At 65.9% G+C, this 23,046-nt stretch carries 27 protein-coding genes; 11 read left to right on the top strand and 16 right to left on the bottom strand.

All coding sequences use genetic code 11. From position 1 onward, the window contains the following. Positions 1–2: 2 nt before the first annotated feature. The 3 genes from EYS21_RS05015 to EYS21_RS05005 are packed head-to-tail and all read right to left on the bottom strand — an operon-like array spanning position 3 to position 2,190. The gene (locus EYS21_RS05015) at positions 3–752 is read right to left on the bottom strand and encodes a phosphotransferase (RefSeq protein ID WP_131132101.1); all 750 of its coding nucleotides are present in this window, start codon (positions 750–752) and stop codon (positions 3–5) included. A 46-nt stretch (positions 753–798) separates the two neighbouring features. Continuing rightward, positions 799–1,365, bottom strand: a complete 567-nt coding sequence (locus tag EYS21_RS05010; RefSeq protein ID WP_131132100.1) for a dihydrofolate reductase family protein — start codon at positions 1,363–1,365, stop codon at positions 799–801. A 9-nt stretch (positions 1,366–1,374) separates the two neighbouring features. Further along, positions 1,375–2,190, bottom strand: a complete 816-nt coding sequence (locus EYS21_RS05005; RefSeq protein WP_131132384.1) for a hypothetical protein — start codon at positions 2,188–2,190, stop codon at positions 1,375–1,377. Between the two features lie 103 nt (positions 2,191–2,293). Here EYS21_RS05005 and EYS21_RS05000 point away from each other — a divergent pair, with 103 nt between their 5' ends. Then, the gene (locus EYS21_RS05000; protein WP_131132099.1) at positions 2,294–2,812 is read left to right on the top strand and encodes a GNAT family N-acetyltransferase; all 519 of its coding nucleotides are present in this window, start codon (positions 2,294–2,296) and stop codon (positions 2,810–2,812) included. Between the two features lie 239 nt (positions 2,813–3,051). Here the strand turns inward: EYS21_RS05000 and EYS21_RS04995 are convergent, their stop codons facing one another. After that, the gene (locus EYS21_RS04995; protein WP_131132098.1) at positions 3,052–3,663 is read right to left on the bottom strand and encodes a GNAT family N-acetyltransferase; all 612 of its coding nucleotides are present in this window, start codon (positions 3,661–3,663) and stop codon (positions 3,052–3,054) included. Positions 3,664–4,595: 932 nt separating this feature from the next. On the opposite strand from EYS21_RS04995, the gene EYS21_RS04985 reads away from it, so the two are divergent. Beyond that, complete coding sequence (locus EYS21_RS04985; protein WP_131132096.1) at positions 4,596–5,288, top strand: hypothetical protein; 693 nt, start codon at positions 4,596–4,598, stop codon at positions 5,286–5,288. Positions 5,289–5,311: 23 nt separating this feature from the next. On the opposite strand, the gene EYS21_RS04980 is transcribed toward EYS21_RS04985, so the two are convergent. From EYS21_RS04980 to EYS21_RS04965, 4 genes are all read right to left on the bottom strand, one after another. Beyond that, positions 5,312–5,863: a hypothetical protein gene (locus EYS21_RS04980; protein WP_131132095.1), complete on the bottom strand. Its 552-nt coding sequence runs from the start codon at positions 5,861–5,863 to the stop codon at positions 5,312–5,314. Between the two features lie 155 nt (positions 5,864–6,018). Beyond that, positions 6,019–6,810 (bottom strand): alpha/beta hydrolase, encoded by a 792-nt coding sequence (locus EYS21_RS04975; protein WP_131132094.1) that lies wholly within the window; start codon positions 6,808–6,810, stop codon positions 6,019–6,021. Between the two features lie 110 nt (positions 6,811–6,920). Further along, positions 6,921–7,418 carry a hypothetical protein gene (locus EYS21_RS04970; protein WP_131132093.1) on the bottom strand — a complete coding sequence of 166 codons (498 nt, stop codon included), beginning with the start codon at positions 7,416–7,418 and terminating at the stop codon, positions 6,921–6,923. Between the two features lie 55 nt (positions 7,419–7,473). Further along, positions 7,474–7,956, bottom strand: coding sequence for a hypothetical protein (locus EYS21_RS04965; protein ID WP_131132092.1), 483 nt, complete (start codon positions 7,954–7,956; stop codon positions 7,474–7,476). Positions 7,957–8,222: 266 nt separating this feature from the next. On the opposite strand from EYS21_RS04965, the gene EYS21_RS04960 reads away from it, so the two are divergent. Together EYS21_RS04960 and umuD are read left to right on the top strand one after the other, a co-directional pair. Continuing rightward, complete coding sequence (locus EYS21_RS04960; RefSeq protein ID WP_131132091.1) at positions 8,223–8,603, top strand: STAS/SEC14 domain-containing protein; 381 nt, start codon at positions 8,223–8,225, stop codon at positions 8,601–8,603. A 195-nt stretch (positions 8,604–8,798) separates the two neighbouring features. Continuing rightward, entirely contained in the window at positions 8,799–9,230 is a 432-nt protein-coding gene (gene umuD / locus EYS21_RS04955) for a translesion error-prone DNA polymerase V autoproteolytic subunit (protein WP_131132090.1), read from the top strand. 34 nt (positions 9,231–9,264) lie between these two features. Here umuD and EYS21_RS04950 read toward each other — a convergent pair whose 3' ends face one another. Next, the gene (locus EYS21_RS04950; protein ID WP_242633294.1) at positions 9,265–9,702 is read right to left on the bottom strand and encodes a GNAT family N-acetyltransferase; all 438 of its coding nucleotides are present in this window, start codon (positions 9,700–9,702) and stop codon (positions 9,265–9,267) included. 94 nt (positions 9,703–9,796) lie between these two features. On the opposite strand from EYS21_RS04950, the gene EYS21_RS04945 reads away from it, so the two are divergent. Both EYS21_RS04945 and EYS21_RS04940 read left to right on the top strand, forming a co-directional pair. After that, positions 9,797–11,095, top strand: coding sequence for a Y-family DNA polymerase (locus tag EYS21_RS04945; protein ID WP_207307680.1), 1,299 nt, complete (start codon positions 9,797–9,799; stop codon positions 11,093–11,095). Between the two features lie 192 nt (positions 11,096–11,287). Continuing rightward, positions 11,288–12,154, top strand: coding sequence for a pentapeptide repeat-containing protein (locus EYS21_RS04940; protein ID WP_131132089.1), 867 nt, complete (start codon positions 11,288–11,290; stop codon positions 12,152–12,154). A gap of 100 nt (positions 12,155–12,254) precedes the next feature. On the opposite strand, the gene EYS21_RS04935 is transcribed toward EYS21_RS04940, so the two are convergent. After that, positions 12,255–13,541: a glycoside hydrolase family 27 protein gene (locus EYS21_RS04935; protein WP_131132088.1), complete on the bottom strand. Its 1,287-nt coding sequence runs from the start codon at positions 13,539–13,541 to the stop codon at positions 12,255–12,257. Positions 13,542–13,679: 138 nt separating this feature from the next. Between EYS21_RS04935 and EYS21_RS04930 the strand changes: the two genes are divergently transcribed. Together EYS21_RS04930 and EYS21_RS04925 are read left to right on the top strand one after the other, a co-directional pair. Then, complete coding sequence (locus EYS21_RS04930; protein ID WP_131132087.1) at positions 13,680–14,936, top strand: D-arabinono-1,4-lactone oxidase; 1,257 nt, start codon at positions 13,680–13,682, stop codon at positions 14,934–14,936. Between the two features lie 182 nt (positions 14,937–15,118). Then, positions 15,119–15,340: a hypothetical protein gene (locus EYS21_RS04925; RefSeq protein WP_131132086.1), complete on the top strand. Its 222-nt coding sequence runs from the start codon at positions 15,119–15,121 to the stop codon at positions 15,338–15,340. Positions 15,341–15,398: 58 nt separating this feature from the next. On the opposite strand, the gene EYS21_RS04920 is transcribed toward EYS21_RS04925, so the two are convergent. The 3 genes from EYS21_RS04920 to EYS21_RS04910 are packed head-to-tail and all read right to left on the bottom strand — an operon-like array spanning position 15,399 to position 19,614. Continuing rightward, the gene (locus EYS21_RS04920; protein WP_131132085.1) at positions 15,399–17,159 is read right to left on the bottom strand and encodes a biotin carboxylase N-terminal domain-containing protein; all 1,761 of its coding nucleotides are present in this window, start codon (positions 17,157–17,159) and stop codon (positions 15,399–15,401) included. Further along, positions 17,159–18,838, bottom strand: a complete 1,680-nt coding sequence (locus EYS21_RS04915; RefSeq protein WP_131132084.1) for a carboxyltransferase domain-containing protein — start codon at positions 18,836–18,838, stop codon at positions 17,159–17,161. Before EYS21_RS04915 ends, EYS21_RS04920 begins: the two co-directional genes overlap by 1 nt. A 17-nt stretch (positions 18,839–18,855) precedes the next feature. Further along, positions 18,856–19,614: a 5-oxoprolinase subunit PxpA gene (locus tag EYS21_RS04910; RefSeq protein WP_131132083.1), complete on the bottom strand. Its 759-nt coding sequence runs from the start codon at positions 19,612–19,614 to the stop codon at positions 18,856–18,858. Positions 19,615–19,727: 113 nt separating this feature from the next. On the opposite strand from EYS21_RS04910, the gene EYS21_RS04905 reads away from it, so the two are divergent. After that, a complete protein-coding gene (locus EYS21_RS04905; protein ID WP_131132082.1) occupies positions 19,728–20,063 on the top strand; it encodes a hypothetical protein in 336 nt (111 codons plus the stop codon). Between the two features lie 30 nt (positions 20,064–20,093). On the opposite strand, the gene EYS21_RS04900 is transcribed toward EYS21_RS04905, so the two are convergent. Next, positions 20,094–20,633, bottom strand: a complete 540-nt coding sequence (locus EYS21_RS04900; protein ID WP_131132081.1) for a MarR family transcriptional regulator — start codon at positions 20,631–20,633, stop codon at positions 20,094–20,096. A gap of 235 nt (positions 20,634–20,868) precedes the next feature. Here EYS21_RS04900 and EYS21_RS04895 point away from each other — a divergent pair, with 235 nt between their 5' ends. Further along, positions 20,869–21,294 carry a universal stress protein gene (locus EYS21_RS04895; RefSeq protein ID WP_131132080.1) on the top strand — a complete coding sequence of 142 codons (426 nt, stop codon included), beginning with the start codon at positions 20,869–20,871 and terminating at the stop codon, positions 21,292–21,294. Positions 21,295–21,310: 16 nt separating this feature from the next. Here the strand turns inward: EYS21_RS04895 and EYS21_RS04890 are convergent, their stop codons facing one another. After that, positions 21,311–22,060: a LysR family substrate-binding domain-containing protein gene (locus tag EYS21_RS04890; RefSeq protein ID WP_242633293.1), complete on the bottom strand. Its 750-nt coding sequence runs from the start codon at positions 22,058–22,060 to the stop codon at positions 21,311–21,313. Positions 22,061–22,097: 37 nt separating this feature from the next. On the opposite strand from EYS21_RS04890, the gene EYS21_RS04885 reads away from it, so the two are divergent. Then, entirely contained in the window at positions 22,098–22,502 is a 405-nt protein-coding gene (locus EYS21_RS04885) for a DUF5997 family protein (protein ID WP_066288419.1), read from the top strand. 104 nt (positions 22,503–22,606) lie between these two features. Here EYS21_RS04885 and EYS21_RS04880 read toward each other — a convergent pair whose 3' ends face one another. Further along, positions 22,607–22,987: a VOC family protein gene (locus tag EYS21_RS04880; RefSeq protein WP_131132079.1), complete on the bottom strand. Its 381-nt coding sequence runs from the start codon at positions 22,985–22,987 to the stop codon at positions 22,607–22,609. Positions 22,988–23,046: the final 59 nt, after the last annotated feature.

Genomic DNA, 23,046 nt, shown 5'->3' with positions numbered 1-23,046 from the left:
AGCTACGCGAGGGCTCGTTCCCAGGCCGTTTGATTCCGCGCGACGTATTCAGCTGCTGCACGCCAGTGCTCGCCGTGTCCGTTGACGTACATCTCTGCCCACGGCTGGAATCCGGTCTCATTCGAGGACTTCAGGAGATTGAACATCGCTGCAGTCCGGTCCGCCATCGCGGCGGGCAATGCCACACGCAGCGCGTCACCAGCTTCGTAGCCGTCAACAACTGAACGCAATCTCGCGGCGGCGTCGTCCACTGGCTGCCCCTCGACCAGCAGGCCGAACGACTGCGCGGCGTACGCCAAATCCCACAGCCGGGTGCTGGGCCCGGCGCCATCCCAATCAATGAACACCCACCGGGCGTCCATGATGAGGTTCCACGGGGCGAGGTCGTTATGGCACATCAGGTCCGGATTCTCAGCTGGCAGCAGCATCTTCCAGTCGCCGGGGTTGGGAATCGGGACTGTTTCGCTCGCATCATGGATTTGCCGGATCATCCGGCCAACCCGTCGCAGCTCGTCGTGCCCGAGCGGCAAATGATCCATCGCGAGGGCACCTTCGACATACTCGACCACATTTCGGCCGTCGTCGTCCCGCCCCAGAGGCTGGGGAACATCCACTCCAGCTGCGCGGAGCGCGCCAAGGTAGCTTTGCACGGCGGCTGAGTTTTCCAGCCAGGGTTTTCGGACGGTGTGACCAACACGGACCACTCGCCCGGACGCATTTCCGCCCGTCAGTTCCTGCTCGTCCCCAACCATCCCAGCAGACTACCGGATGCAAGCCCGGTGGCGACGGCTGGGCTTCTTACGCGCGGTCGACCGAATAGCGGAGCGAAACCACGCCGTTACTGAACGTCCGCGTCCCCTCAAGATTGAGGTTCACCCGGACGTCAGCGACCTCGAACAGCCGCCGGCCCTGGCCCAGAACCACGGGATGGACGAAAATCTGAAATTCGTCGATGAGACCCTGCCGCATGAACGTGGCGGCCAAATTGGCGCCGCTGAGGACTATGTCGCCGCCGGGCTGCGCCTTCAGTTCCGCTATCTGTTCAGGCACGACGTCGTGAATCACCGTGGTGTTCCAGCCCGCCTCCGTGACGGTCCGCGAAAAGAGGAACTTGGGCATGTCGAGCCAGATCCCGGCGAACTCGATCTGGGACGCCGAGAGGTCCGGATGCCTGTCGGCCGTGGGCCATACACCGGCCATCAGCTCATAGGTGACCCGCCCGAACATGAAGGCTCCCATCGTCCGGAACTCCTCGTTCAAGTAGCGGCTCAATTCCTCGTTCACCAAATGCCAGCTGATGTCCCGGTCCGGCCCCTCGAAGAATCCGTCCAGGGAAACCGACGACATCAGCATGATTTTGCGCATGGGGCCTGATCAGCTCGCGGCGAGCGGCAGCACCATCAGGTAGCCGGCCGGCAGGTCGCTGCTCCACCGTCGCGGCTCGCGGACTACGAACTGTGTCGCCAGCTGCTCGGGGGTGAGCAGGCTGTTCGGCGCGGGCGACGGACCCCACTGCCCGCTGCCGTGCGGATAGAGCGGATCCTGGACGCGGACGCCGGTGACCGAGAACTCCGGGAATTGGGCGGGGTCGCCGAGCGACTCGAACCCGCTCATCACCCATGCGTGGCGACCGCTCCACATGACCAGCCCGACTGGCCGGCCCGTGGCGGCGATGGCGCGGGCCGCGGTCTGCAGGGCCTGATCACGGTCGGCGATGCTGACCACGGTGTATGGCCCCATCCCGACCTCGGTCAGCACCTGGGCCCAACCGAGCGGGTTGGCACCGTTGAACGAGTTGGACGACCGCGCCCGGGCCATCTCCCACAGCTCACCCTGCTGGGCAGGATCGGCCCACGAAGCGCCGCCCGTGTCATCGATGAGGTTGTGCGCCATCTGGATGCTGGCCGCCACACACCAGTCGAAGGTGTACTGAGGCACGAAGTCCCCCTCCTGGTAGAGGTTGACGGCGAACGCCTGGGGCACCGGGGGTGGCGTGGGTACCGCCGTCGGCGTCGGCGTGGCTGTAGGGGTGGGTTGGGGGGAGGGATCGACGTCGGCCGGCGGGGCCGAGGAAGCCGTGATCGCTCGCTCGGTGGCGGCCTCGTCGAGGTCGACGGCGGGCGTGCAGGCCGTGAGGAGGGTCGCCAGGACGACGAGCCACGCCAGAAGACGGGCAGGGGCACCGGTCATGATCCAGTTTAGAGTCCGTAGTATCAGTCCGGCCAGCGGTGCCAGCAGGTACTGCCCGACCACCAGACGGAAGAATGAATAGCCCGTCGAATACGATATTGTGATGCCTCTCCTTATCGCTCCGGACGTCAGTTACCACTCCTCCTGGCTGGAAGGATCCGCAGAATTTGACGGGGCCCACCGGGACGGCGGCGGCGCGGAGGACTGGCCGCTGGAAGACCTCAAAGACGCCCAGTCGTTCCGCCGGTTTGTCGACGCCCTCCTCAACGATGCCTTGCCGGAGAGCCCGCGCAAGCCGGGGCATGTACCCTGCACGTACTTGTGGATCGTGGAGGGCGACACATTCCTTGGCTCCCTGGCCATCAGGCACGAACTGAACGATGCCCTCCTCAACCAAGGTGGACACATCGGCTATAGCGTGAGGCCCTCCGCGAGGCGGCGCGGCCACGCAGCGAAGGCGCTGGCTGATGCCCTGCCGATCGCCCGGGAACTGGGAATCTCCCGGGTCCTTCTTACGTGCGACGAGAATAACGCCGGCTCACGGGGGACCATCGAAAAGAACGGCGGTGTCTACGAGGACACTCGCAACGGCAAGCGCCGCTACTGGGTCGCTGTCGCATGACCGTGCGCGCCGTCAGTGAACTGTGAGCTGAGCCAGGTTTTCTTTCGACTCGTGGTGGAGACACGGGCGTATCCGATGAGCATGCCCCGGGGCGTAGCGTGTAGGGTCCCTTCACCGGGCAGTTTTGCGGGTGGGTCATGTGGGAATCGCATGGTCTTGTAAACACAGCGATCGCGATCCGGCACCCATCGACGGCACGTGTCCCGTTGATGGACCGGCTTACGGGCAACTCCTGTAGGTCACCAAGGGAGCCCTCTAAGGTCAATGGTTCCATCTGGCCAGCTGCTTATGGGTTTCGTTCCGGCACAAATCATGGTGGGGCCATTGCTCCTGATTACGGTCATCGCGTCCTGCGGGGACACGTCTTTGGTGAGCTTATGCAGACGGGCGTAACCGCAGGCTTCGTAGAAGGGCACAACGGCTTCGCGGCAGCCGAGGAACCCGAAATCAGCTGGAGCGAACTCGCGATTGGCTTCTTGGAGCGCGGCCAGGACCTGGCGGCCGACACCGGTTCCTCTTGAATCTTTCCGGGTGATGACTCCGCCCGTTCCAGCAATGAGCACTTCCTTCCGCCCTACACCGATGAAGCGTCGTGCAGTCGCCGCGTAGCCGAGAAGTTGTCCCCTGCTTCTGGCCAGAGCGTGGAGCTCACCGCGGGCATATCCGTAACCGGTTTTAGGGCTCCACTTCCCCCAGCCCTCTTCGTATTCGCTATCGAACAGCGCGGCCAGATCCTCGTAGTCATAATTGGTCAGCTCGGTGGTCCAACGAAGATCGAGGGAAATCATCAGATCGGGTTTGCCGCCAAAGTGATTTTCATAGTGATCATCTACGGCTTCTACGCTGCTCAAGTCGCTTACCCCCTGTTATTACGATCAGCCTTAGCCTAGGGCTTCACCCCTGGCGAGACGCATTTCAGTGGTCCGTACTTTTGATTAGACAGCCAGTAACGTGAGCGTTTGGTCGAGGATGTTGTCGCGGGGCACGACCCAGAGGACATTAAGGCGGTATCCGGCTACAGATGACCGTTTCAAACGCCCGAATAGGCATCGGGGGCGCCCGGTAAAGGATCGAGTTACGGGTCCTGGCCCGGCTCGAACGGGCGGCCTCCCTCTCCAGAGACGGCGCGCCATTGCCGGTGTCTGACGCGCTAGGGCAGGATCACCAGCAACAGTAGTACCTTCCTCGCCGCCATCCAATCAGCTTCGGCGCACGCTTCGGCCTCCTACTGTTGAGCTTGGCCAAGACCTTGTAAGCGCACCGTCCGGTAAATGTTCCTATAACGGACCTGCTAACGGGACGATTTAGAGGCAACGTACGGGACGGCTGGAGCCCTTAGAGTTATGCGCGGTATCTGATTCGTTGTTCCCTTTGCCATGCGGAACGCCGAAGATAGGGTTACGGGACGTTGGATCACTATTTCGGGGGAAAAATGTTACTGACGCTATCCACATCGGAAGCAATTCAACTCGTGCCTGGCTGGGGCACTCTCGGACTCTTTCTGATTCTGAACGCAGTCCTGTTCATCGCCGCGCTGGTGAGCATTGCGCGGAATAAGACACACGCCACTGGCGGGACCGTCGTGTGGGCTTTGATTGTCCTTGCTCTGCCATTTCTTGGTTCGGTTCTATGGTTCGTAATTGGGCGTAGGGAATCCTTTGGCCCGCATCTCCGCGACCAAGCCAACTAGCACGCTGGCCCGATCTAACTCTGTCTGCCAGGGGCATCCCGTGGCGGGTTGCATTTCGAGCAGGAGGGTGCGAGGCGTGGGTGGGGTCGAGCTGTGAACGCCACTGCCCACCGTCAGCCTTGGACGTTCGCCGCCGTGTGCGTCATGGTCATCGCTGTCACGCTTCTGGTCCATGGCTTGTCCCAGATGCCGGCTATCCAGCTGCTGCCCGGCTACGTTGCTGCCTACTTTCTGATCGGCGCCTGCATCTTCGGTCCCGTCGGAAGAATGCCGTCACCGCGCCAGACCGTAGCGTTCCTGCTGCCCGGTGCCCTGCTCGTGATGCTGGCGTTCCTGGATCTTGGCTTCTGGTGCGGAGGCTGGCTCCTCGGACTCCCGGCGTGGGGACTCCTGCTCAGCCGATGGACTCCGGAGAACAAGCTCCCAGTAGTCCGAGTCCTGAAGTTTCTGGCGCTGCTGGTTCTGGGCTTGGCGATCTTCATGCTCAACGGGTTTATTGGACTATTCCTCGTTTTCAGCCTCGCGATTTTCCTGCTTCCGCTGGTCCCGATTCGCCTTGCCTACCCGGACTTCCGTGCTCATCTTCTGCAAACGGGTGTGGAAGTCCTCCTGTCGGTGGCCGCCGTCGTATTGGCCCTCATACTGCCCGCCCCGGAAGGGTCGTGGTCTTCGCCGCTCATCCACGCCGGCGGAGCCGCTGCCGCAGGACTGATGATCGCATTCTGGGCCCAGGGCATCCCCCGCCGCTCCGCAAAGCTCCGCCTCAATGATGGGGTAATGCTGTAGCCGACCGTCTAACGGGGCAGTTCTCAGCCTTCGACGACGGACATGGGCAAGCCGTGCCCGTGAACGGAAGGGGCGATGCTATCCAGCTGCCATCCGTCCGCCGACGCCAGAAACGTTGCGGTCTGCGGCAAGGAGTAACCACTCGGGACGCTGCTCGGCCCGTTCGCCGACGAGGCCAGGTATTCCTCGGTCAATTCATTGAATCGGACGCTCGCCTGGGAGCCGCTCACGTCGATCGACTCCACTGCGATCGTCGTCGAAAAGGACGTGTACCAGAAGCCGGTTGACTTGAAGCCGGACTTCGACCGGGTAACCACTGACAAGTCCCGCTCGCGCTTGGCCCGGTAGGCCGCCGTCGTCTGCCCGTCCCTGAGGCGCGGGGCGGGGGGATTGTCGAGGACTGTGCCGTTGCGATCCTCGACGGCGGCCCGGACGATGGCCACCAGCTCCGACGATGACGGGGTTGCCACTGCCGCGGACGATCCGACCGTGAGAGGGACTGCTGCCGGGTGGCATCCGGCAAGGGCGAAAGTGAGAAGCGCGGCGACGGTGGCCGAGGCGCGAGGCCACTTCATCAGGGTCCCCTCTCCGTTGATGTCATCACAGCCTGCCCCACCGGTCCCAATCGGTCAACGAGGTTGTCGGCAATGACTGCCATCGTGCCCGCAAGTTCGTGACCGGAGAGCGTTCCCCCTGTCAGTCCCCCCGATGAACTGCACACCAAGGCCGGTCAGTCGTCTTTGGGTCGAGCTCGATCGAGCCAGTCGCCGAACAACGCGGCGAGCAGTTCGGGCCGCTCGTGCATGAGCGCATGGCCGGCGTCCTCGACGACGGCCAGGGTGGCGTGCGGGTACCGCTCGAGCAATTCGGCCGCGTCGGCATACCCGACGACCGCATCGCGTCGTCCCGCGACGACCAAGGTCGGCGCAGAGAACGAGGTCGACCCGACGTCGACCGTCCACCCGGCGAAGATGCGCCCTAAGCCAGCCTCATCCACAAGCGCCGTACCCGGCGCAACGCGGTCTCGATAACGGCGAGCCGTGGCCCGTGTTCGCAAGACAAAGTACTCCTCGAACCCCGCCCGCTGTGCGGGTTCGAGTTCGTCGTACGCATCGGCGTCCTCGCGAACCACGTCGTGGCCCGGCACGCTGCCCGACCGCTCGGCGACAGGGCACAACAACGCCAGTCCGAGTACTGTGTCCGGTCGCCGAGCAGCCACTCCACGAGCCAGGTAGGCACCGTACGAGTGCCCGAGCAGCATCACAGGTCCCGCGCCCAGGCGATCGATGAAATCGCCGAGCAGCATCACCACGTCGTCGTTGCAGGTCAGGCCGCCGGTCGTCGACAGGCCCATCCCCGGCAGATCCGGATAGATCCGCCGGTATCCCGTGTCGGGAACGATGGCCTCAAGCGCCGCCTCGATCTCGCGATGATCAACACCGGCGCCGTGTAACGCAACGAGCGGCACGCCGACGCCATGCTCGACGTAATGGACCACAACTTCGTTGATCCGGCACTCCATACCGACACCCTAATCCATGGCGCCGACGCGAACCCCGCGGGGAATAGCCGGCTGAGGACCCCTCTCGTGCACTCGAGTTTGTCCATGCGGGGCTCCCCAAGGAACACCGATCATTTCGGAATTTTCGACTTCAGATGAGATTCGTCTCCGGCGATGCCGGGTTTTGCCCCGCCGGTCACCGGGTGGCTCGCGGTCCCGATTAAAAGTGCCCAGCGTTCGCGGCTCCACGAGATCACGTATCCAACGTGTGCCGTCCCGCCAGGCACTAGCGCCTGGACATGCGCGACTTCGGGGAAATCGTTGCTGATCCTGACATCCACGGAGGCCGGGTCCCAGGCGTTCATGGAGTCGACCAGCCTCTGGGCCTCAGAACGGACATTGACGAAGTCGTCCGGTGCGAGCCTCTCGACCTGCTCCACGGAGCCTGAGGTGGCCGCGGCCACGACGCTTCGAGCGAAAGACTCCCGAAGGTTCAGATCCGGCGCTGGCGGTTCAGGAGCGCAGCCGACCATCCATAGCGCCGAAAAAACCGAGAGTGCCGCCACGAAGTCGGAACCCTTCCCCGCCGTAGTTCCCTCAGCCCCAAGTTCACGCATAATGCTGACCATACTTGGTCCCCCAATTCAAAGGATGCTGCCCGCTCAAGGTTGGGGTCGGCTCCCACTAGTGAAAGGGAATCTCTGCGCCGTGCGGGAAAGGAAGGACCCCTTGCGCAGGGGTATGGGTGAACCACTCGCCGCCCTGCTTGGTCGCAAAGATAATGACTCTTTCAGCTGTATCAAGCGGATCGCCGTCCGGATACGTTTCGCCTCCCGTGCAGGTCGGGGGCATGGAGGAGATGCGCAGGTTCCCCCCTCCGGGATTCCCCTTGAAGACCTGCTCGACTTCTACAACGTGGGTGGTGGCTTTGGAACCGTAAATGCTGGTTTCGCCGGCCGGGCCTACAGACCTTCCGATGAGCACCACGCCGGCGTTGTCGTATTGGTCCTGAGGGGTCGCGAACCGGACCCAGTCAACGCACGCGAAAGGGCCACCGCCTGTGACGCGGCTGCTGACATAACCAGTGGTTGAGCTGGTGGGGTTCGGCGTGGGTTCCGCAGTTCCCGGTCCGCCGGTCACGTTGTCGCCGCATGATGTCAGCAGCATGGTGATAAGCAGGCACGGAACTATGAATTGCCACAACTTAACCCGTTTCATTGCGCTCCCTCATAAGTGGATGCTGACCGGAGCATATAGGGTGCGTACCCGCATTCATAGGAGATGAAGGGATGAAATGATCATTGACCCTGGCACCGGCCCAGTAATTGGCGAATGAATTGTGCATGAAACCCCTCGTTAAAGGATTCTCTACTGGTCATCCCGATCTACGCTGACAGTAAAGCTGGGCTTAGAGAAAATGCTGGGGAGCAGAAATGGAACCAATCACTGTTGATGGCGGCAAGGGCACAATCGAACTCAGTGTCGACGGAATAATCCATCTCAAATGGAAACCCGGGATCGTTCTGGACGGTGATGACGTGCACGGGGCCATGGCAACGCTCAATGAAATTGCCGGCGGTTCCGAATATCCGATGTTGGTCGACATGGGGACCACAAAAGCCGTGACCCGTCAGGCCAAGTCCGCTTTCCAGATCCCCTGCGCCGCTTCGCGTATTGCCTTGCTTGGCTCAAGTCCGGTTGACCGGGTCATTGCCAATTTCACCATCGCACGCCAGACCCTGCCGTGCCCAACGCGCTTTTTCACCTCCCGCGATGAGGCCCTGAACTGGCTTCTCCCCACTCCGCTCCCCTGACCAACAGTCCCGGCTTCTCCCGAGGAGGGGCGCTCCGAAGTCAGCCCTAACACCCGGGCAGTGCTCCCATCATGGTTCACGCACCGACCTGTGGTCCGCGGCCAATTCTCGTGGGAGTTGCGATCCAGCCACGCCACTGTCTCCCCCGGCCTGTACACTCAATGTATCGAACATATATTCGAATAAAGGTGTGTTGTGGGCGTTGTTGTCGGTCCCCGTGTGATAGATGCGGGCCTCTCCTTGCGGCTGGTGCTGATAGCCCCGGTGGCGGTCGCCGCGGGCTACCCATCGCCTGCCCAGGACTACTTCGACGGCCGGATCGACCTGAACGAACACCTCATCAAGGACATCACCAGCACCTTCGTTGTCCGCGTGACCGGCGACTCGATGGAACGGGCAGGGATCAGCGACGGCGACGAACTCATCGTCAACCGGGCGCTGGAACCCAAGGACGGCTCCGTGGTCATCGCTGTCCTGGACGGCGAACTGACCGTCAAGCGGCTCCGCATCACCGCCACGGGCGTGGTGTTGCAGGCAGAGAACCCCCGCTACCCGGACATCCGCGTGCCAAGCCTCAGCGAGCTGACCATCTGGGGCGTCGCCACAAGGTGCCTGCACCATGTCTAGGACGCGGAATTTCAGCGGGGGTCCGAGGGCGCGTTCAGAGGAGCCGCACCATGCGGATCTCGCGCACGCCGTCGTCCACCATCACGGTCCCGTCCGCCACAAACCCGTGCTTGCGATAGAACGCCTGCGCCCGGGGATTCGGATCGGCCACCCAGAGTGCGGCAGCTTCGTTCGGGCCGATGACGGCATCGAGGAGGGCAGCCCCGGCGCCGGTCCCATGCTCGGCCGCGAGGACGTACAGCACATACAGGTGCGTCCCCCACTGCACCCCGGAGTCCTGCGGGGGCCCCGCCATCGCAATCCCGACCACTTCGCCGCCGCGCTCGGCCACCGCGACGCGGTTCGCCCGGTAGCGCTCGTCGCTGAGCGCGGCCGTCCAAAACCGTTCCCGGTAGGCGGGCAGCTCCGGGTCGTCGAGGACGCTGTCCGACATCACACCGCGGTACGTCTCACGCCACGACCGCACATGCATGCGTGCCATCCCGGGAGCGTCCTCGACGCGCGCCTGGCGAACTTTCACCTCGGTGTCCATAGCCGAAACTCTACCGAGAGCGGCGGCCGGCCCCATGTCTAAACCAGCACTGATGCGTCAAATGCAGGAGATCGCCCTGGTGGACGTGAACTGCTTCTACGCCAGCGCGGAACGCGCGTTTGACCCGTCCCTCGAGGGCAAACCGCTGGTAGTGCTGTCCAACAACGACGGCTGTGCCGTCACCCGCTCCCCGGAAGCCAAGGCCCTGGGCATCGGGGTCGGGGAGCCGTGGTTCAAGATCGCGCCACGGGCGAAAGAGTGGGGGCTGATTGCCAGGTCCAGCAACTACGAGCTGTACGGCGACATCAGCGCCCGCGTGATGGAACTCCTGGGCCGGTACTCCGCCTGGCTGGAGGTCTACAGCATCGACGAGGCCTTCCTGGGCGTCAAAGGCTCCCCCGAGGCACTGCTCCAGCTGGGCCGGGACATAAAAGCCGCCGCCGCCCGGAACGTGGGGGTCCCCGTCTGCGTTGGCATCGCCCGGACCAAGACACTGGCCAAGCTCGCCAACAAATGGGCCAAGCACAACCCCGCGTTCGACGGCGTCTGCCGCTGGGATTCGGTGCCCCCGGCCCGGCGGGAGGTACTCATGGCGGGCCTCTCCGTCGTCGAACTCTGGGGAGTGGCCACGCGCCTGACCAAACGCCTGAACGCGATCGGCATCCATTCCATCCTTGACCTCAGCCGGGCGGACCCCGTCCGGATCCGCGACAAATTCTCCGTGGTGCTGATGAGGACCGTCCTGGAACTGCAGGGCACCCCCTGCATTCCCATGGAAGAGGAGCGCGTGGGCCGGGACCAGCTGATCTTCTCCCGCTCGTTCTCCACCCCCATCACCACCACCGCCGAACTCCGCCAGGTCCTGAGCGTCTACGGCCAGCAGGCCAGCGCCCGACTCGCCAAACACCACCTCCAGGCCAAGGTCCTCACAGCCTTCGCCGGCACCTCGCACTACAACCCCAAGGACACCTCCTACCCCTCCGTCTGCGTCCCGCTCCCCATGCCCACCGCAGACCCGGTGATCCTGACCAAGGCCGCCCACGCCCTGCTGCCCGCCATCCACGAAGGCGTGAACTACGCCCGCGCCGGGATCATGGTCACGGACCTGCGGCCCACCGGAAACCAAAAACCCCTGGAAATCTTCGAAAACCCGCACGAGGAACGCAACATCGGCCCCCTCCTTGAAGACATCGCCCGCCGCTACGGCCGCGGCTCCATCGGGCTGGGCCACGCAGGCATCCGCGGCGGACCGGACTGGAGCATGAAGCGCGGCATGCGCTCCCCGCGTTACACCACCCACTGGGACGAACTCCCCCTGGTCAAAGCCGCCTGACAGCAGGCCATCCCGCGAGTATTCTGGACCGCAGTGATTCTTCATATGTCTCTGTGACCCAGAGTTCCCGCAGCCTCCCACAGCTCCGCCGGCCATCCCGTCCAGGAGCGCTGATTCCGCGTGCCCACAAGGGGAACTCGCCACGAGTTCCCCCTCTCCCCGCACACACCGGAACCACCCTCGGGAGAACCCATGTACACGACACAAAACCATTCAGGCACCACACCTGGCCCCGGACGGGACAGCCTTCGCCCGGACTGCAGCAACTGCTTCGCGCTGTGCTGTACCGCCTTCGGCTTTGCCCGGTCCGCGGATTTTGCCATCGACAAGCCCGCCGCCACCCCCTGCCCGAACCTGGACCAGGACTTTTCCTGCACCATCCATGACCGGCTGCGGCCCCGCGGATTCCGCGGCTGCACGGTTTTCGACTGCTTCGGGGCCGGCCAGGCCGTGTCCCAGCAGCTGTTCTCCGGCATCAGCTGGCGCGACGCCCCGGACTCCCGGCAGGACATGTTCGCCGCGTTCAAGGTCACGCGGCAGCTGCACGAGATGCTCTGGCACCTGGCTGAGGCACAGGAAAAGACGTTCGACGCCGACGCCGCCCGGGAAGCGAAGGACCTCCGGACGGTTATCGGGGACCTTACCCGCGGTCCCCTGCCGGGGCTGCTGGCCTGCGACCTCGAGAGCCTCCACTCGGCGGTCAGGACCATGCTGGTGGCGGTCAGCGAGGAAGTGCGCGCGGGCTACTTTGCTGCTGGAACCGACCAGCTGGATGCCGCGCTCCACCCCGGCTCCGACCTGGCGGGCGCCAACCTGCGCGCCCGGAAACTGTGCGGGGCGGACCTGCGGGGCGCCTGCCTGATTGCTGCCGACCTGCGCGGCAGCGACCTTGCGGGCGCGGACCTGCTGGGTGCGGATCTCCGGGACGCAAGGCTCGAAGGCGCCGACCTCGCCGCTGCACTGTTCGTCACCCAGCCGCAGCTCAACTCGGCCCGGGGCAGCAGCACAACCCTCGTGCCGCCTGGCCTGTCCGCCCCGCCGCACTGGCAGGATGGCTGAACCGGCGAGTTCATCGGTTTATGCGCGAACGTACACTTGGGGCCCGGGCCGGAAGTGTACGTTCGCGGTCCGGCGCGGGTGCTCAAATGTACGTTCGCGCTTAGTGGGCGGGGAAGCGATAGAGCTTCGCACCGTGCGCGGGCAGCTTCACTTCGAGGGCGGGCAATCCATCCCTGAGCCCGAGCGCGGCGTGCTCCCCGCTCCATGCCTCCCGGGCTTCGCCCCGTAGGACACCAGCATCCACACCCAAATCGCCCAACGGAACCGTCCGGACCAGGTCCGCTTCCCCGGTGTTGAAGGCCGCGACGAAGCGGTCCTCCGACGTCGTGCTCTCCGCCGCCCACAGCACCAGGCCGCCGTCGCGGAGCAGTTCACGGTTGTTGCGGCTCGCGTTGAGCACATCCAGGAGGTCGGTGTTGGTCAGGAGTGCCAGCGTCTCGGGCGGCGACGACGGCAGGTCGCAGCCGAGCATCAGCGGCGACCGCGAGACGCACCAGAGCGTCAGCATGGTCCGCTGCTCGTCCAGGGTCAGGCGGCTGAGCCGCTCACCGCCGCGCTCGGCCCGCAGCGCGATCCGCCCCACCGGGAGCATGTCGGCATCCGCCCACGCGCCCTCACGCTGGTGCGGCGCCCAGCGGGCCATCCGCGCGAACTGGGCCTCAACGTCGTCCCAGACATCCCAGAGATCATCGGAGACGCGCCACATCTGGGCGTTGCCGCGGAGGTGTTCCAGGTGGGCCAAGGAGAGAGCACGGCCCGGCGACAGGCTGAGCACCATGTCCCGGCCGGAGCGCGAAATGGCCCGCTGGTAGGAGGCAATCTCCGCAGCGAAGTACGGCCCCAGCATGTCGTCGGCCTTGACGAAGTCCACGCCCCACTCCGCGAACAGCCGCAGCTGGGAGTCGTAGTAGGCCTGCGCGCCGGGGTGGCCGTGGTTGAGGCCGAAGTTATCGGTGTTCCACTCGCACGTGGAGGACGTGTCGGCGACCTGGTCAGCCGTGGCGTCGGCGCCTTCAACGGGCAGCCTGTCCCGGACGGCCTGGCGGGGAATGCCGCGCATGATGTGAAGCCCGAATTTCAGGCGCATGCCGTGGATCCGCTCGGCGAGGGGCCCGAATCCCCTGCCGTCCGCCGCGGAGGGGAAGCGGTTGACGGCGGGAAGCTGCCTGCCGAAACGGTCCAGCTCCAGTACGGCGCCGTCGTTGTAGCCGCCGGCCCGCGCCGCCGGTTCGTACCACTGGATATCCACCACCACGGTGTCCCAGCCATACGGGAGCAGATGCTCAGCCATAAAAGCGGCGTTGGCCAGCACCTCCTCCTCCGTCACGGTGGTGCCGTAGCAGTCCCAGCTGTTCCAGCCCATCGGCGGCGTCTGCGCAAGTGTCATCGGGCCAATTTACAACGATATAAACTGAAGCACCAGCACTCCCCTGCTGGCCGGATTCTGAGAAACTTTACGAAATCCTTGACAACTTTCTTGAGCAAAGTAGCGTGGAAGCCACACCCTCCACCGGAAAGCGATCCAATGAAGAACTGGGCAGGAAACCTCGAATACTCCTCCGCCGAAGTCCATCGTCCGGACTCGGTGGCCGGGCTCGCCGAGGTGGTGGCCGGCGTCTCCCGGGTGAAGGCCCTCGGGTCGCGGCACTCGTTCAACCGCGTGGGCGATACCGACGGCGTCCACATCCTGCTGGACGCCCTGCCCCAGGAGATCGAGCTTGATTCGGAGCGGCAGACCGTCCGCGTCAGCGGCGGCATCAGCTACGGAGCACTGTGCCGGACGCTGGAAAAGTCCGGCGTCGCCATCCACAACCTCGCGTCCCTGCCCCACATTTCGGTGGCCGGAGCCATCCAGACGGGGACGCACGGCTCGGGAGTGGACAACCCCTCCCTGGCCGGCGCCGTCGAACGCATTGACCTGGTCCGCGCCTCCGGCGAGCAGGTGTCCCTGTCCCGCGCGGACGGGGACGAATTCCTGGGCAGCGTGGTGGGCCTCGGCGCGCTGGGCATCGTCACCGGCCTGGAACTGTCCGTCCGGCCCAGCTTCCAGATGCGGCAGCGGGTCCTGGAAAACCTGCCGTGGGAACGGGCCCTGGCTGACTTCCCTGCCCTGGTATCCAGCGCCTACAGCGTCAGCCTCTTCACCGACTACGCCGGAGAGGACATCAACCAGGTGTGGCTCAAGGCCCTCGATTCGGACCCTGCCCTGACCGACCTCTTCGGCGCCACCCCGGCAGTGGAAGCCCGCCACCCGCTGCCCGGAATGTCCGGCGAAAACTGCACGGCGCAGCTGGACGAACCCGGCCCGTGGCTGGACCGGCTGCCGCACTTCCGCCACGAATTCACGCCCAGCAACGGCGAGGAACTGCAGAGCGAATACATCCTGCCCCTGGAGCACGGACCCGCAGCCATCCAGGCTGTCCGCGGCCTCGCGGGCAAGCTGGCGCCGCTGCTGTTCGTCTCCGAAATCCGCACCGGCGCCGCCGACGAGTTCTGGCTCAGCCCGTTCTACCGCCAGCAGAGCGTGGCCCTGCACTTCACGTGGAAGCCGCTTCAGGCCGAGGTGGAGGCCGTCCTGCCGGAGCTGGAGGAACTGCTCCGCCCGTTCGGGGCACGGCCGCACTGGGGCAAACTGTTCACCCCGGCCGGCCACGACTGGGAGGCGCTGTACCCGAGGTTCGCCGATTTCCGCCCCCTGGCCGGGGAGCACGATCCCGCCGGCAAGTTCCGCAACGGCCTGCTGGACAGCATTCTCGGCGCACCGGCGGCCAGCCTGCGCTGAACGCCGGGGCTCAGCCACGGCATGGCTGAGGAAATTACCGGCGCACCCCTCCCGCTTCGGCCCAAGCTGCGCTAGCGTTGCGGGCAGGGCGCCGGGGACCACCTGGATTCCCAGAATCCGCGGTGGAGGCTGGAGCCATCGCTGCAGGATTTTGACTGATTCGTTCACGCAAAAGGATGAAGATGGCCGTTTCCATTGAGCTTGGTAAGAAACTCGACAAAGACTACGAGAACAAGAGCCTCGAAGAACTCCTGGACTCGCCTCCGTCTGCACTGGCGGGGGTGACAGAACGCCACAACGAGCTGTTCGCCAGCCTCGGCATCAAGACCATCCGGGATCTCGGCAGCAACAAGTACTTCGCCATCGCAGGCGTCCTGGTGGCACTCGCCAACCACACCGACTAAAGGTCCAACAGCAAGGGAGTCCGCCCAGCAAAGGCACTGGGCGGACTCCCTTTTGGCGTCAGCCGATCAGTGCCAGCACGGCTCCGGCCATCACGACGCCGCCGGATTGGGCCCTGACGTCGGTGACCGTCCCGTCACGGTGCGCTGCCACCTGGGTTTCCATCTTCATGGCTTCGAGCACCACCACGGGATCGCCGGCGGAAACCTCGGCGCCGGGCTCCACGAGCCACTTCACCACCGTGCCGGACATGCCAGCCCGAAGCTCACCGGGATCAGCGGCGCCGGCGGCAGCACCGCCGTCGTGCTCCCCGTCAAAGGAAACCCCCGCGGGCACAGCGCCGCCGGACCGCGCCCAGCCATCCAGCAGGTCAGCGGGAAGGCCGACGGCGAGGCGCCGGCCATCGACGTCAACGGTGATGGTTCGCCGCGCACCGTCGGGGACGGACGTGCCGTATTCCGGGTCCGCCGCGATGGAATCGGCGAAGTCAGTTTCGATCCAGCGGGTGTGGATGCCGAGTGCCGTCTCCGAGGTGAAGTCCGGCGCCTGGACCACGGCGCGGTGGAACGGCAGGACGGTGGCCACACCGGTGATTTCCATTTCCGCGAGGGCACGGCGGGCCCGGCGGAGCGCCTGCTGGCGGTCGGCGCCGGTGACGATCAGCTTGGCCAGCAGCGAATCGAACTGCGGCGCCACGATGGAGCCGGAGCGGACCCCGGAGTCCAGCCGGATACCCGGACCCGTGGGACCGCTGAACGTGGCGATGGTTCCGGGCGACGGCAGGAAGCCCCGTCCCACGTCCTCGGCGTTGAGCCGGAATTCGAAGGAGTGGCCGCGCGGTGCGGGATCGGCGGTGAAGCGCAGCGGCTCGCCGGCGGCGATGCTGAGCTGCTCCTGGACCAGGTCGATGCCGGTGGTCTCCTCGGTGATGGGGTGCTCCACCTGCAGGCGGGTGTTCACCTCGAGGAATGCCACGGTGCCGTCGGCGGCCACCAGGAACTCCACCGTGCCGGCCCCGGAGTAGGAGGCTTCGCGGCAGACTGCCTTGGCGGCGTCGTAAATCTGCCGGGTCTGCTCGTCGGTCAGGAACGGGGCGGGGGCCTCTTCCACGAGTTTCTGGTGCCGGCGCTGCAGCGAGCAGTCGCGGGTGCCCACCACCACCACGTTGCCGTGCTGGTCGGCCAGGACCTGGGCTTCCACGTGCCGGGGCCGGTCCAGGTACCGCTCCACAAAGCACTCGCCGCGGCCGAAGGCCACCACTGCTTCGCGGACGGCCGAATCGAAGGATTCCTCGATCTGGTCCATCTCGCGGACCACTTTGAGTCCGCGTCCGCCGCCGCCGAAGGCCGCCTTGATGGCGATGGGCAGGCCGTGCATTTCAGCAAATGCGCGGGCCTCGGCGGCCGAGTCCACCGGGCCGTCGCTGCCGGCCACCAACGGGGCTCCGGCGCGGACGGCGATCTCTCGCGCGGTGATCTTGTTGCCCAGCTGCCGGATGGCCTCCGGGGTGGGGCCGATCCAGGTCAGGCCCGCATCCAGGACCGCCTGGGCAAAGCCGGCGTTCTCGGACAGGAAGCCGTAGCCGGGGTGGATGGCGTCGGCACCGGAATCGGCGGCTGCCTGCAGCAGTTTGGGGATGTCCAGGTAGGTTTCCGACGGCGCGTTGCCGCCCAGGCTGTAGGCCTCGGTGGCGGCGGCCACGTGCATGGCATCGGCATCCACGTCCGCGTACACGGCCACGGATTCCAGGCCGGCGTCCTCGCAGGCACGGGCAATGCGGACGGCGATTTCTCCGCGGTTGGCGATCAGGACCTTGCGCATCAGTTGCTCACTTTTGTCTGGGAAACGTCGGGGGAAGAAAAGCTGGTGGGCAGCCCGTAGCCGGGAGCCCAGCGGAACCGGATGGAGCCGCCGATGGGGACCTGGGCGGCCAGGTCCAGCTGGTGGTCCACCACCACACCGATGACCGGGTAGCCGCCGGTGATGGGGTGGTCGGCCAGGAACAGCACGGGCTGGCCTTCGGGCGGGATCTGCAGCGCACCGGCCATGGTGCCTTCGCTGGGCAGTTCGCCGTCCCGGCTCCGGCTCAGCGGCGTTCCGTCCAGGCGCATGCCCACCCGGTTGGAGCGGGGCGTCACGGCCCAGTCCTGGCTGCAGAGCGACTCCAGCGCGGCGGCGTCGAACCAGTCGTCGCGCGGGCCGGGCACGATGTCCAGTACGGTGACGCCGGTGTCCGGAAACTCCGGCTGCAGTTCGGGGCTGCCCACCACGTTGGAGGACGTGGCCACCCCCGCGGCCAGCAGCTGCCCGGCTGCCAGCGGCGCAGGCCCGATCCCGGACATCGTGTCCGTGGACCGGCTGCCCAGCACCGCGTCAGCCATCGCTCCGCCGCGGATGGCGAGGTAGCTGCGGAAGCCGCGCTCCGGCGCCCCGACGGTCAGGATCTCGCCGTCGAGCAGGGCAAACGCCGTGGCCATGGGTACGGTGCGCACCTGCTCCGGCTGCCCGCCGTCGTCCGCGCCGTCCATGTCGGGACCGTCCGACGGCGTCACCACAGTCAGTGCCGACGGTGCGCCGGCGACCGCCAGCACCTGGTCCCCCACGGCCTGCACGCGCAGCCCGCCGGCAACGGATTCGACGACGGCGGCGGACGGCTGGTTGCCCACGATCCGGTTGGCGCGGCGCACGGAGGAACGGTCCAGGGCTCCGGCGGAGGAGACGCCCAAGCCGGCGTGGCCGGGACGGCCGAGGTCCTGGATCAGGCTCTGCAGTCCCGGCGAGAGGATCCGCAGGCCGGACTGGATGTCCGCGGCGCCCGTATCGGAAGCGGCGGGTTGGGCAACTTCAACGAGCTCGCGCACTGCCCGGAACTGCACGCGGTCTCCCGGTGCCGCCAGGGCCGGCTGTTCGCGGCTGAGGTCCCACATGTGCGCGGCGGTGCGGCCGATCAGCTGCCAGCCGCCCGGGGACTTCCGCGGGTATACAGCGGAGTAGTTGCCGGCCAGCGCAACGGAACCTGCGGGGACGGCAGTCCGGGGCGAGCTCCGGCGCGGTACTTCCAGAGCCTGGTTCTCGCCCACCATGTAGCCAAAGCCCGGGGCGAAGCCGCCGAAGGCCACGGTCCAGATCTGTCCGGTGTGGGCGGCGACGACGCCCTCGGCGCTGAGGCCGGTGAGCCGCGCTACTTCGGCGAGGTCCTCGCCGTCGTACACGGTATCGATCTGCACCAGCTTCCCTTCGGCATGGGACTGGACCGCCAGGTCCATCCCCAGCAGCAGGGCACCCATCCGGCGGGCGGCGGCGGGTGAGTCCGCCTTGACCATCACGGTTTCGGCGGCCGCGAGGACGTCCACCTGGCCGGGCAGCGGCTCCTCCAGGAGCAGGGCCTGAAGGGCCAGCACGTCGTGGAGGCCGGAGAGTTCGGCGAGCACCGCCGTCGTGCCTACCGGCCGGACGGCGAGCACGCGGGCTGCCGCGCTGGTTTCGCTGACTGTTTCCATGGGAATCATTCCGCGGCTCAGGCGAATGCCGAAATGGTGACGCCGGCGGCCGCAAGAGCGGCTCTGACCGCGGTGGCCATTTCCACGGCCCCCGGGGAGTCACCGTGGACGCAGATGCTTTCGGCGTGGATTTTCAGGACAGAGCCGTCAACGGCGCGGACGGATGATTCGGTGGCCATCCGGAGCACGTGCTCGGCCACCTGGGCCGGGTCATCCAGCACGGCGCCGGGCAGGGAACGGGACACCAGGGTGCCGTCCGGGTTGTAGGCCCGGTCCGCGAAGGCCTCCGTGACGGGCCGCAGTCCGGCGGCTTCGGCCAGCCGGACCACTTCGGACCCCGGCAGGCCAAGGATGGGAAGTGAAGGGTCAACGGATTTCACGGCGTCCACCACGGCCTGCGCCTGGGCGGTGTGGTGGACGATGGCGTTGTAGAGGCCGCCGTGGGGTTTCACGTACCGGACCCGGGCACCCTCTGCGGCCGCCAGGGCCTGCAGGGCGCCGAGCTGGTAGACCACGTCGTCAGCGAGTTCGCCCGGGCTGATGTCCAGGAAACGGCGGCCGAAGCCTGCCAGGTCCCGGTAGCCCACGTGCGCGCCGATGACCACGTTGGCGGCCGCAGCCTTGCGGCAGGTGGCCCTGATGACGCTGGGATCGCCGGCATGGAAACCGCACGCCACATTGGCGCTGCTGACGGAGCGGAACATGGCCGAATCATCGCCGAGCGTCCAGCGCCCGAATGATTCGCCTACGTCACTGTTCAGGTCGATGCTTGCCATTGTGATCCTCATCTCATGGGTGTGCTCTACCAAGAATGCCCTAAAACCCTAAATTGTTCAACAATCCAACGATGTTGAATCTGAGGATTTTTCCGCGCCGTTAGGCTGGATGAATGAAACGCTGCCTTGCTGCCCTGTCCGCCGTCCCCCTGATGCTCGTCCTCGCCGGCTGCGGATCCGTGCAGGAGGCCGCCGAAACGGCGGCCAGCGACGCCGCCTCCAAGGTTGCCACCGCCGCGGCCGATGAAGTGACCAGGCAGGTCTGCGCGGTGATCCAGGACGGCCTGGTCAGTGTGGAGGACCAGGCGGCGCTCGGCGGGCTGGTAGCAGCCGCCGAAACAGCCGGCGTCCCCGCCGAGATTACGACGCCGCTGGGCCAGATCGCGGATGCCGGCGACCAGGTTCCGGCCGAGTCAGTCACCGCCCTGAAGGCAGCCTGCCCCGCCTAATTCCCGTCTGATTAAAGGGCGCGGTGCTGGTCATCCGCGCCAGTTGTCGAGGTTGTCCACTCCGTGGAGGTTGGGGGCATGGTCTCCCGTGTGGCGGGCGCGCCGGTCGTCATGCTCCGGGAACGGCACGACGGCGGAGTCCGGCCCCGGGCTCGGCAGGGAACCCACCAGCTTGGCCAGCTCCTGCTGGAGCACCTTCCAGCCGATGGCCGGGTCCTGCGGATAGGCGCGGATTTCGGCCTGCCCCGCGGCAGCCAGGGCGGCCGCGCCCGCTTCGGTAAGCTCCACCCGGAACTGCCTCCGGTCAACCGCCTGCCGCGTCCGCGTAATGTGGCCCGTTCCCTCAAGCCGGAGCAGGACACGTCCGAGGGTCTGGCTCTGCACGTGGACCACTTCCGCCAGCTGCTCCTGATTAAGGGGTCCGTCAGCAAGCCCCTCGAGGGCTATGACGGCGGCCCGGGTCAGGCCCAGCGGCGCGAGCGCGTCATCCTGCCGGCGCTGGACCATCCGTGCGGCGAGCGTCAGCAGGCGGTAGCTGTTCCGGGCATCTGGATCAAGATTGCTGGTCATCGGCCGCTGCCTCCTGTGGATGGCGGATCGGGCGCAACGTCGCCCCAATTGGTGCATCACTTCCGCCTCCACCATAAGCATGCTTACCATGCCTATTGCAAGTATGCTTATTATTCCTCGCCACACATGCGGCCGCTGCTGACCCTCTGTATCCTCGTTGAAGCTGCCGGTGTCCGGCGCCCGCAGCGTCCAGCGGTGGACGACTGCTGGTTTCAGCAAACGAAGGAGCAGCAACATGGGTGGAGTTATCGTCGTTGGAGTCGACAGCAGCGAAACGGCCAGCAAAGCCGCCGAATGCGCACGGGACCTGGCGGTAGCCCTGGGAGCCTCGCTTCACGTTGTGACCGCGTTCGAGAGTGAGCGGGCGGAGGTTATCGGCCGCGGCACGGACCAGATCGTCATCTCCGAGGCCGACAGTGCCGAGCGCGTCGCCAAGAAGCTTGCCGGTTCAGCCGGGCAGGCGCTGGACGTGACTTTTTCAGCCGCCCGCGGCAAGCCGGCCGAGGCCCTTATTAAGGAAGCAACCCGCCTGGATGCCGCCATGATTGTGGTGGGCAACAGGAGGATGCGCGGCATCGGCCGGGTCCTGGGCAGCGTGGCCAACAGCGTGGCGCACAATGCCCCCTGCGACGTCTACATCGCCAACACGTACGACGACTGAGCCCTTTCCGAACGGCCTAGCGCTTGCCCTTTTTCCGCGATCCCTTGCCCCGGCCCTTGTCGGGGTTGGGGGCGTAGCGCTGGGCCACCTTCGGCTTCTTGACGGCAGGCCCCCGCCGGTCCGGCTTCGGTTCCTTCTTGGGCTTCTCCTGCTGGGCTGACGGCTGCCGGGAGCTCTGTGCCGTACGGCCACGGACAATGCCGATGAACTCCTCGATGATTTCATCCGTCGAGTCGCTCAGCCACGCCACCGCGATTTCCGTGGCGGGGGCACCGGTCAGGCGCCTCGCCACGGTGTCCTTGACGTTGAAGTGGCGTGCCACGGACATCGGGAGAATGATCAGGCCCGCCCCGGACGCCACCACCTGCATGGCCATTTCCGCGCCGCCAAGTTCAGCCACATCCAGGAACGTCTCCTGGGCCAGGTCGGCCAGGGCAACTTCCTCAAACACCGAGATCTCGTGCCCCTTGGGAGCCACCACCACGGGCTGCTCCTCATACAGGGGAATCACACTGAGGCCTTCGCGCTCCACGGGGAGCCGGACGAAGCTGAGGTCCGCGGAACCGTCACGCAGCACCTGCAGCTGCGCGCCGTCGTCGGACATAAAGGACTGCAGCGGGATGTCCAGCACCCGCTCTTCCCAGCGGCGGATCCATTTGCCCGGCGTGACGCCGGCGACGTAGGCGAAACGAAGCACCCGCGGGGCCTCTTCCTCCGTTGATTCGGAGGGGCTGGGGTTCTGCGGGGATTCATTGTCAGCGGGCACGTCTTCACAGTACCGCCCGCCCGGATACCCTTGAAGCATGACCTCTGCAAACTCCCAGTCCATGAAGCCGGCCACCGTTGCCAAGAAGCTTGGCATCTACCTGCCCGCAACACCGCAGGAGTTCCAGGATTCAACCATTACCCGCGCCGATTTCGCCGAGCTCCAGGCCAACCCGCCGGAGTGGCTCGCGGAACTCCGCCGCAACGGGCCGCACCCGCGCCCCGTGGTGGCCCAGAAACTGAACGTCTCCATCAGCGGCCTGGCCCGCGGGGGTGTTGAGGAGGCGCTGACGACGGCGGAAATCACCGCGCTGCTGCAGGCTCCCCCGGCGTGGCTGGTCACCGAGCGCTCCACCCACGCAGCCGTCCGCGCCGAGGCCCAGCGGGTCAAGGACGAGGCAGCCAAGAAGGACGCCAAGAAGGCCCGCGCCAAGGCCGAGTAGGCCGTTTCGCTCCGCGAACCTGGGCTTGTTCGCGGATCCGAACCTTCAGGGGCCGGATCCGCGGACAAGCCTTTGTTGTACCCGGCCTCTACTCCCGGCGGGCGTCAGTCCTGGTGCAGCTGCACGAAGTTGCCGCAGCCGTCGTCGAACACCGCGCTGATTCCGGAAGGGTCCTCGGACGGTTCACCCTTGAACGCCACGCCTGCCTCGATGAGCCGGCTGTACTCAGCCTGGACATCCGGAACGCCGAAGACGATGGCCGGGATTCCGGCGTCGTGCAGGGCGTTCATGTAGTTTGCCCCGATCGGGTTGTCGCTGGGCTCCAGCAGGAGGCCCACCGAACCGGCTTCCGCGCCCGGGTCCTTGACGATGAACAGGTTGTATTCGGGCATGGCCATCAGGGTCTCAAAACCCAGGGTCTGCGTGTAGAACGTGTGGGCGGCGGCGGGGTCCTGGACATGGATGCTGCACATTTTGAGTCGCATGGTCCCACGCTACGCGGTGCCGCCACTGCTCAGTAGCTCCTCATCCCGGCGCCGCATGT

Origin of the sequence: Arthrobacter sp. S39, assembly GCF_004320525.1 — a bacterium.
In the GTDB taxonomy this organism is placed as follows: domain Bacteria; phylum Actinomycetota; class Actinomycetes; order Actinomycetales; family Micrococcaceae; genus Arthrobacter.
This window is presented reverse-complemented; position numbering and strand designations above follow the sequence as displayed.

Excerpts from the sequence above, each read along its gene's own strand:
- EYS21_RS05015 (WP_131132101.1), bottom strand. The coding sequence starts at position 752 with ATGGTTGGGGACGAGCAGGAACTGACGGGCGGAAATGCGTCCGGGCGA.
- EYS21_RS05010 (WP_131132100.1), bottom strand. The coding sequence starts at position 1,365 with ATGCGCAAAATCATGCTGATGTCGTCGGTTTCCCTGGACGGATTCTTC.
- EYS21_RS05005 (WP_131132384.1), bottom strand. The coding sequence starts at position 2,190 with ATGACCGGTGCCCCTGCCCGTCTTCTGGCGTGGCTCGTCGTCCTGGCG.
- EYS21_RS05000 (WP_131132099.1), top strand. The coding sequence starts at position 2,294 with ATGCCTCTCCTTATCGCTCCGGACGTCAGTTACCACTCCTCCTGGCTG.
- EYS21_RS04980 (WP_131132095.1), bottom strand. The coding sequence starts at position 5,863 with ATGAAGTGGCCTCGCGCCTCGGCCACCGTCGCCGCGCTTCTCACTTTC.
- EYS21_RS04975 (WP_131132094.1), bottom strand. The coding sequence starts at position 6,810 with ATGGAGTGCCGGATCAACGAAGTTGTGGTCCATTACGTCGAGCATGGC.
- EYS21_RS04970 (WP_131132093.1), bottom strand. The coding sequence starts at position 7,418 with ATGGTCAGCATTATGCGTGAACTTGGGGCTGAGGGAACTACGGCGGGG.
- EYS21_RS04965 (WP_131132092.1), bottom strand. The coding sequence starts at position 7,956 with ATGCTGCTGACATCATGCGGCGACAACGTGACCGGCGGACCGGGAACT.
- EYS21_RS04960 (WP_131132091.1), top strand. The coding sequence starts at position 8,223 with ATGGAACCAATCACTGTTGATGGCGGCAAGGGCACAATCGAACTCAGT.
- EYS21_RS04950 (WP_242633294.1), bottom strand. The coding sequence starts at position 9,702 with ATGCATGTGCGGTCGTGGCGTGAGACGTACCGCGGTGTGATGTCGGAC.
- EYS21_RS04945 (WP_207307680.1), top strand. The coding sequence starts at position 9,797 with ATGTCTAAACCAGCACTGATGCGTCAAATGCAGGAGATCGCCCTGGTG.
- EYS21_RS04940 (WP_131132089.1), top strand. The coding sequence starts at position 11,288 with ATGTACACGACACAAAACCATTCAGGCACCACACCTGGCCCCGGACGG.
- EYS21_RS04935 (WP_131132088.1), bottom strand. The coding sequence starts at position 13,541 with ATGACACTTGCGCAGACGCCGCCGATGGGCTGGAACAGCTGGGACTGC.
- EYS21_RS04930 (WP_131132087.1), top strand. The coding sequence starts at position 13,680 with ATGAAGAACTGGGCAGGAAACCTCGAATACTCCTCCGCCGAAGTCCAT.
- EYS21_RS04925 (WP_131132086.1), top strand. The coding sequence starts at position 15,119 with ATGGCCGTTTCCATTGAGCTTGGTAAGAAACTCGACAAAGACTACGAG.
- EYS21_RS04920 (WP_131132085.1), bottom strand. The coding sequence starts at position 17,159 with ATGCGCAAGGTCCTGATCGCCAACCGCGGAGAAATCGCCGTCCGCATT.
- EYS21_RS04915 (WP_131132084.1), bottom strand. The coding sequence starts at position 18,838 with ATGGAAACAGTCAGCGAAACCAGCGCGGCAGCCCGCGTGCTCGCCGTC.
- EYS21_RS04910 (WP_131132083.1), bottom strand. The coding sequence starts at position 19,614 with ATGGCAAGCATCGACCTGAACAGTGACGTAGGCGAATCATTCGGGCGC.
- EYS21_RS04905 (WP_131132082.1), top strand. The coding sequence starts at position 19,728 with ATGAAACGCTGCCTTGCTGCCCTGTCCGCCGTCCCCCTGATGCTCGTC.
- EYS21_RS04900 (WP_131132081.1), bottom strand. The coding sequence starts at position 20,633 with ATGACCAGCAATCTTGATCCAGATGCCCGGAACAGCTACCGCCTGCTG.
- EYS21_RS04895 (WP_131132080.1), top strand. The coding sequence starts at position 20,869 with ATGGGTGGAGTTATCGTCGTTGGAGTCGACAGCAGCGAAACGGCCAGC.
- EYS21_RS04885 (WP_066288419.1), top strand. The coding sequence starts at position 22,098 with ATGACCTCTGCAAACTCCCAGTCCATGAAGCCGGCCACCGTTGCCAAG.
- EYS21_RS04880 (WP_131132079.1), bottom strand. The coding sequence starts at position 22,987 with ATGCGACTCAAAATGTGCAGCATCCATGTCCAGGACCCCGCCGCCGCC.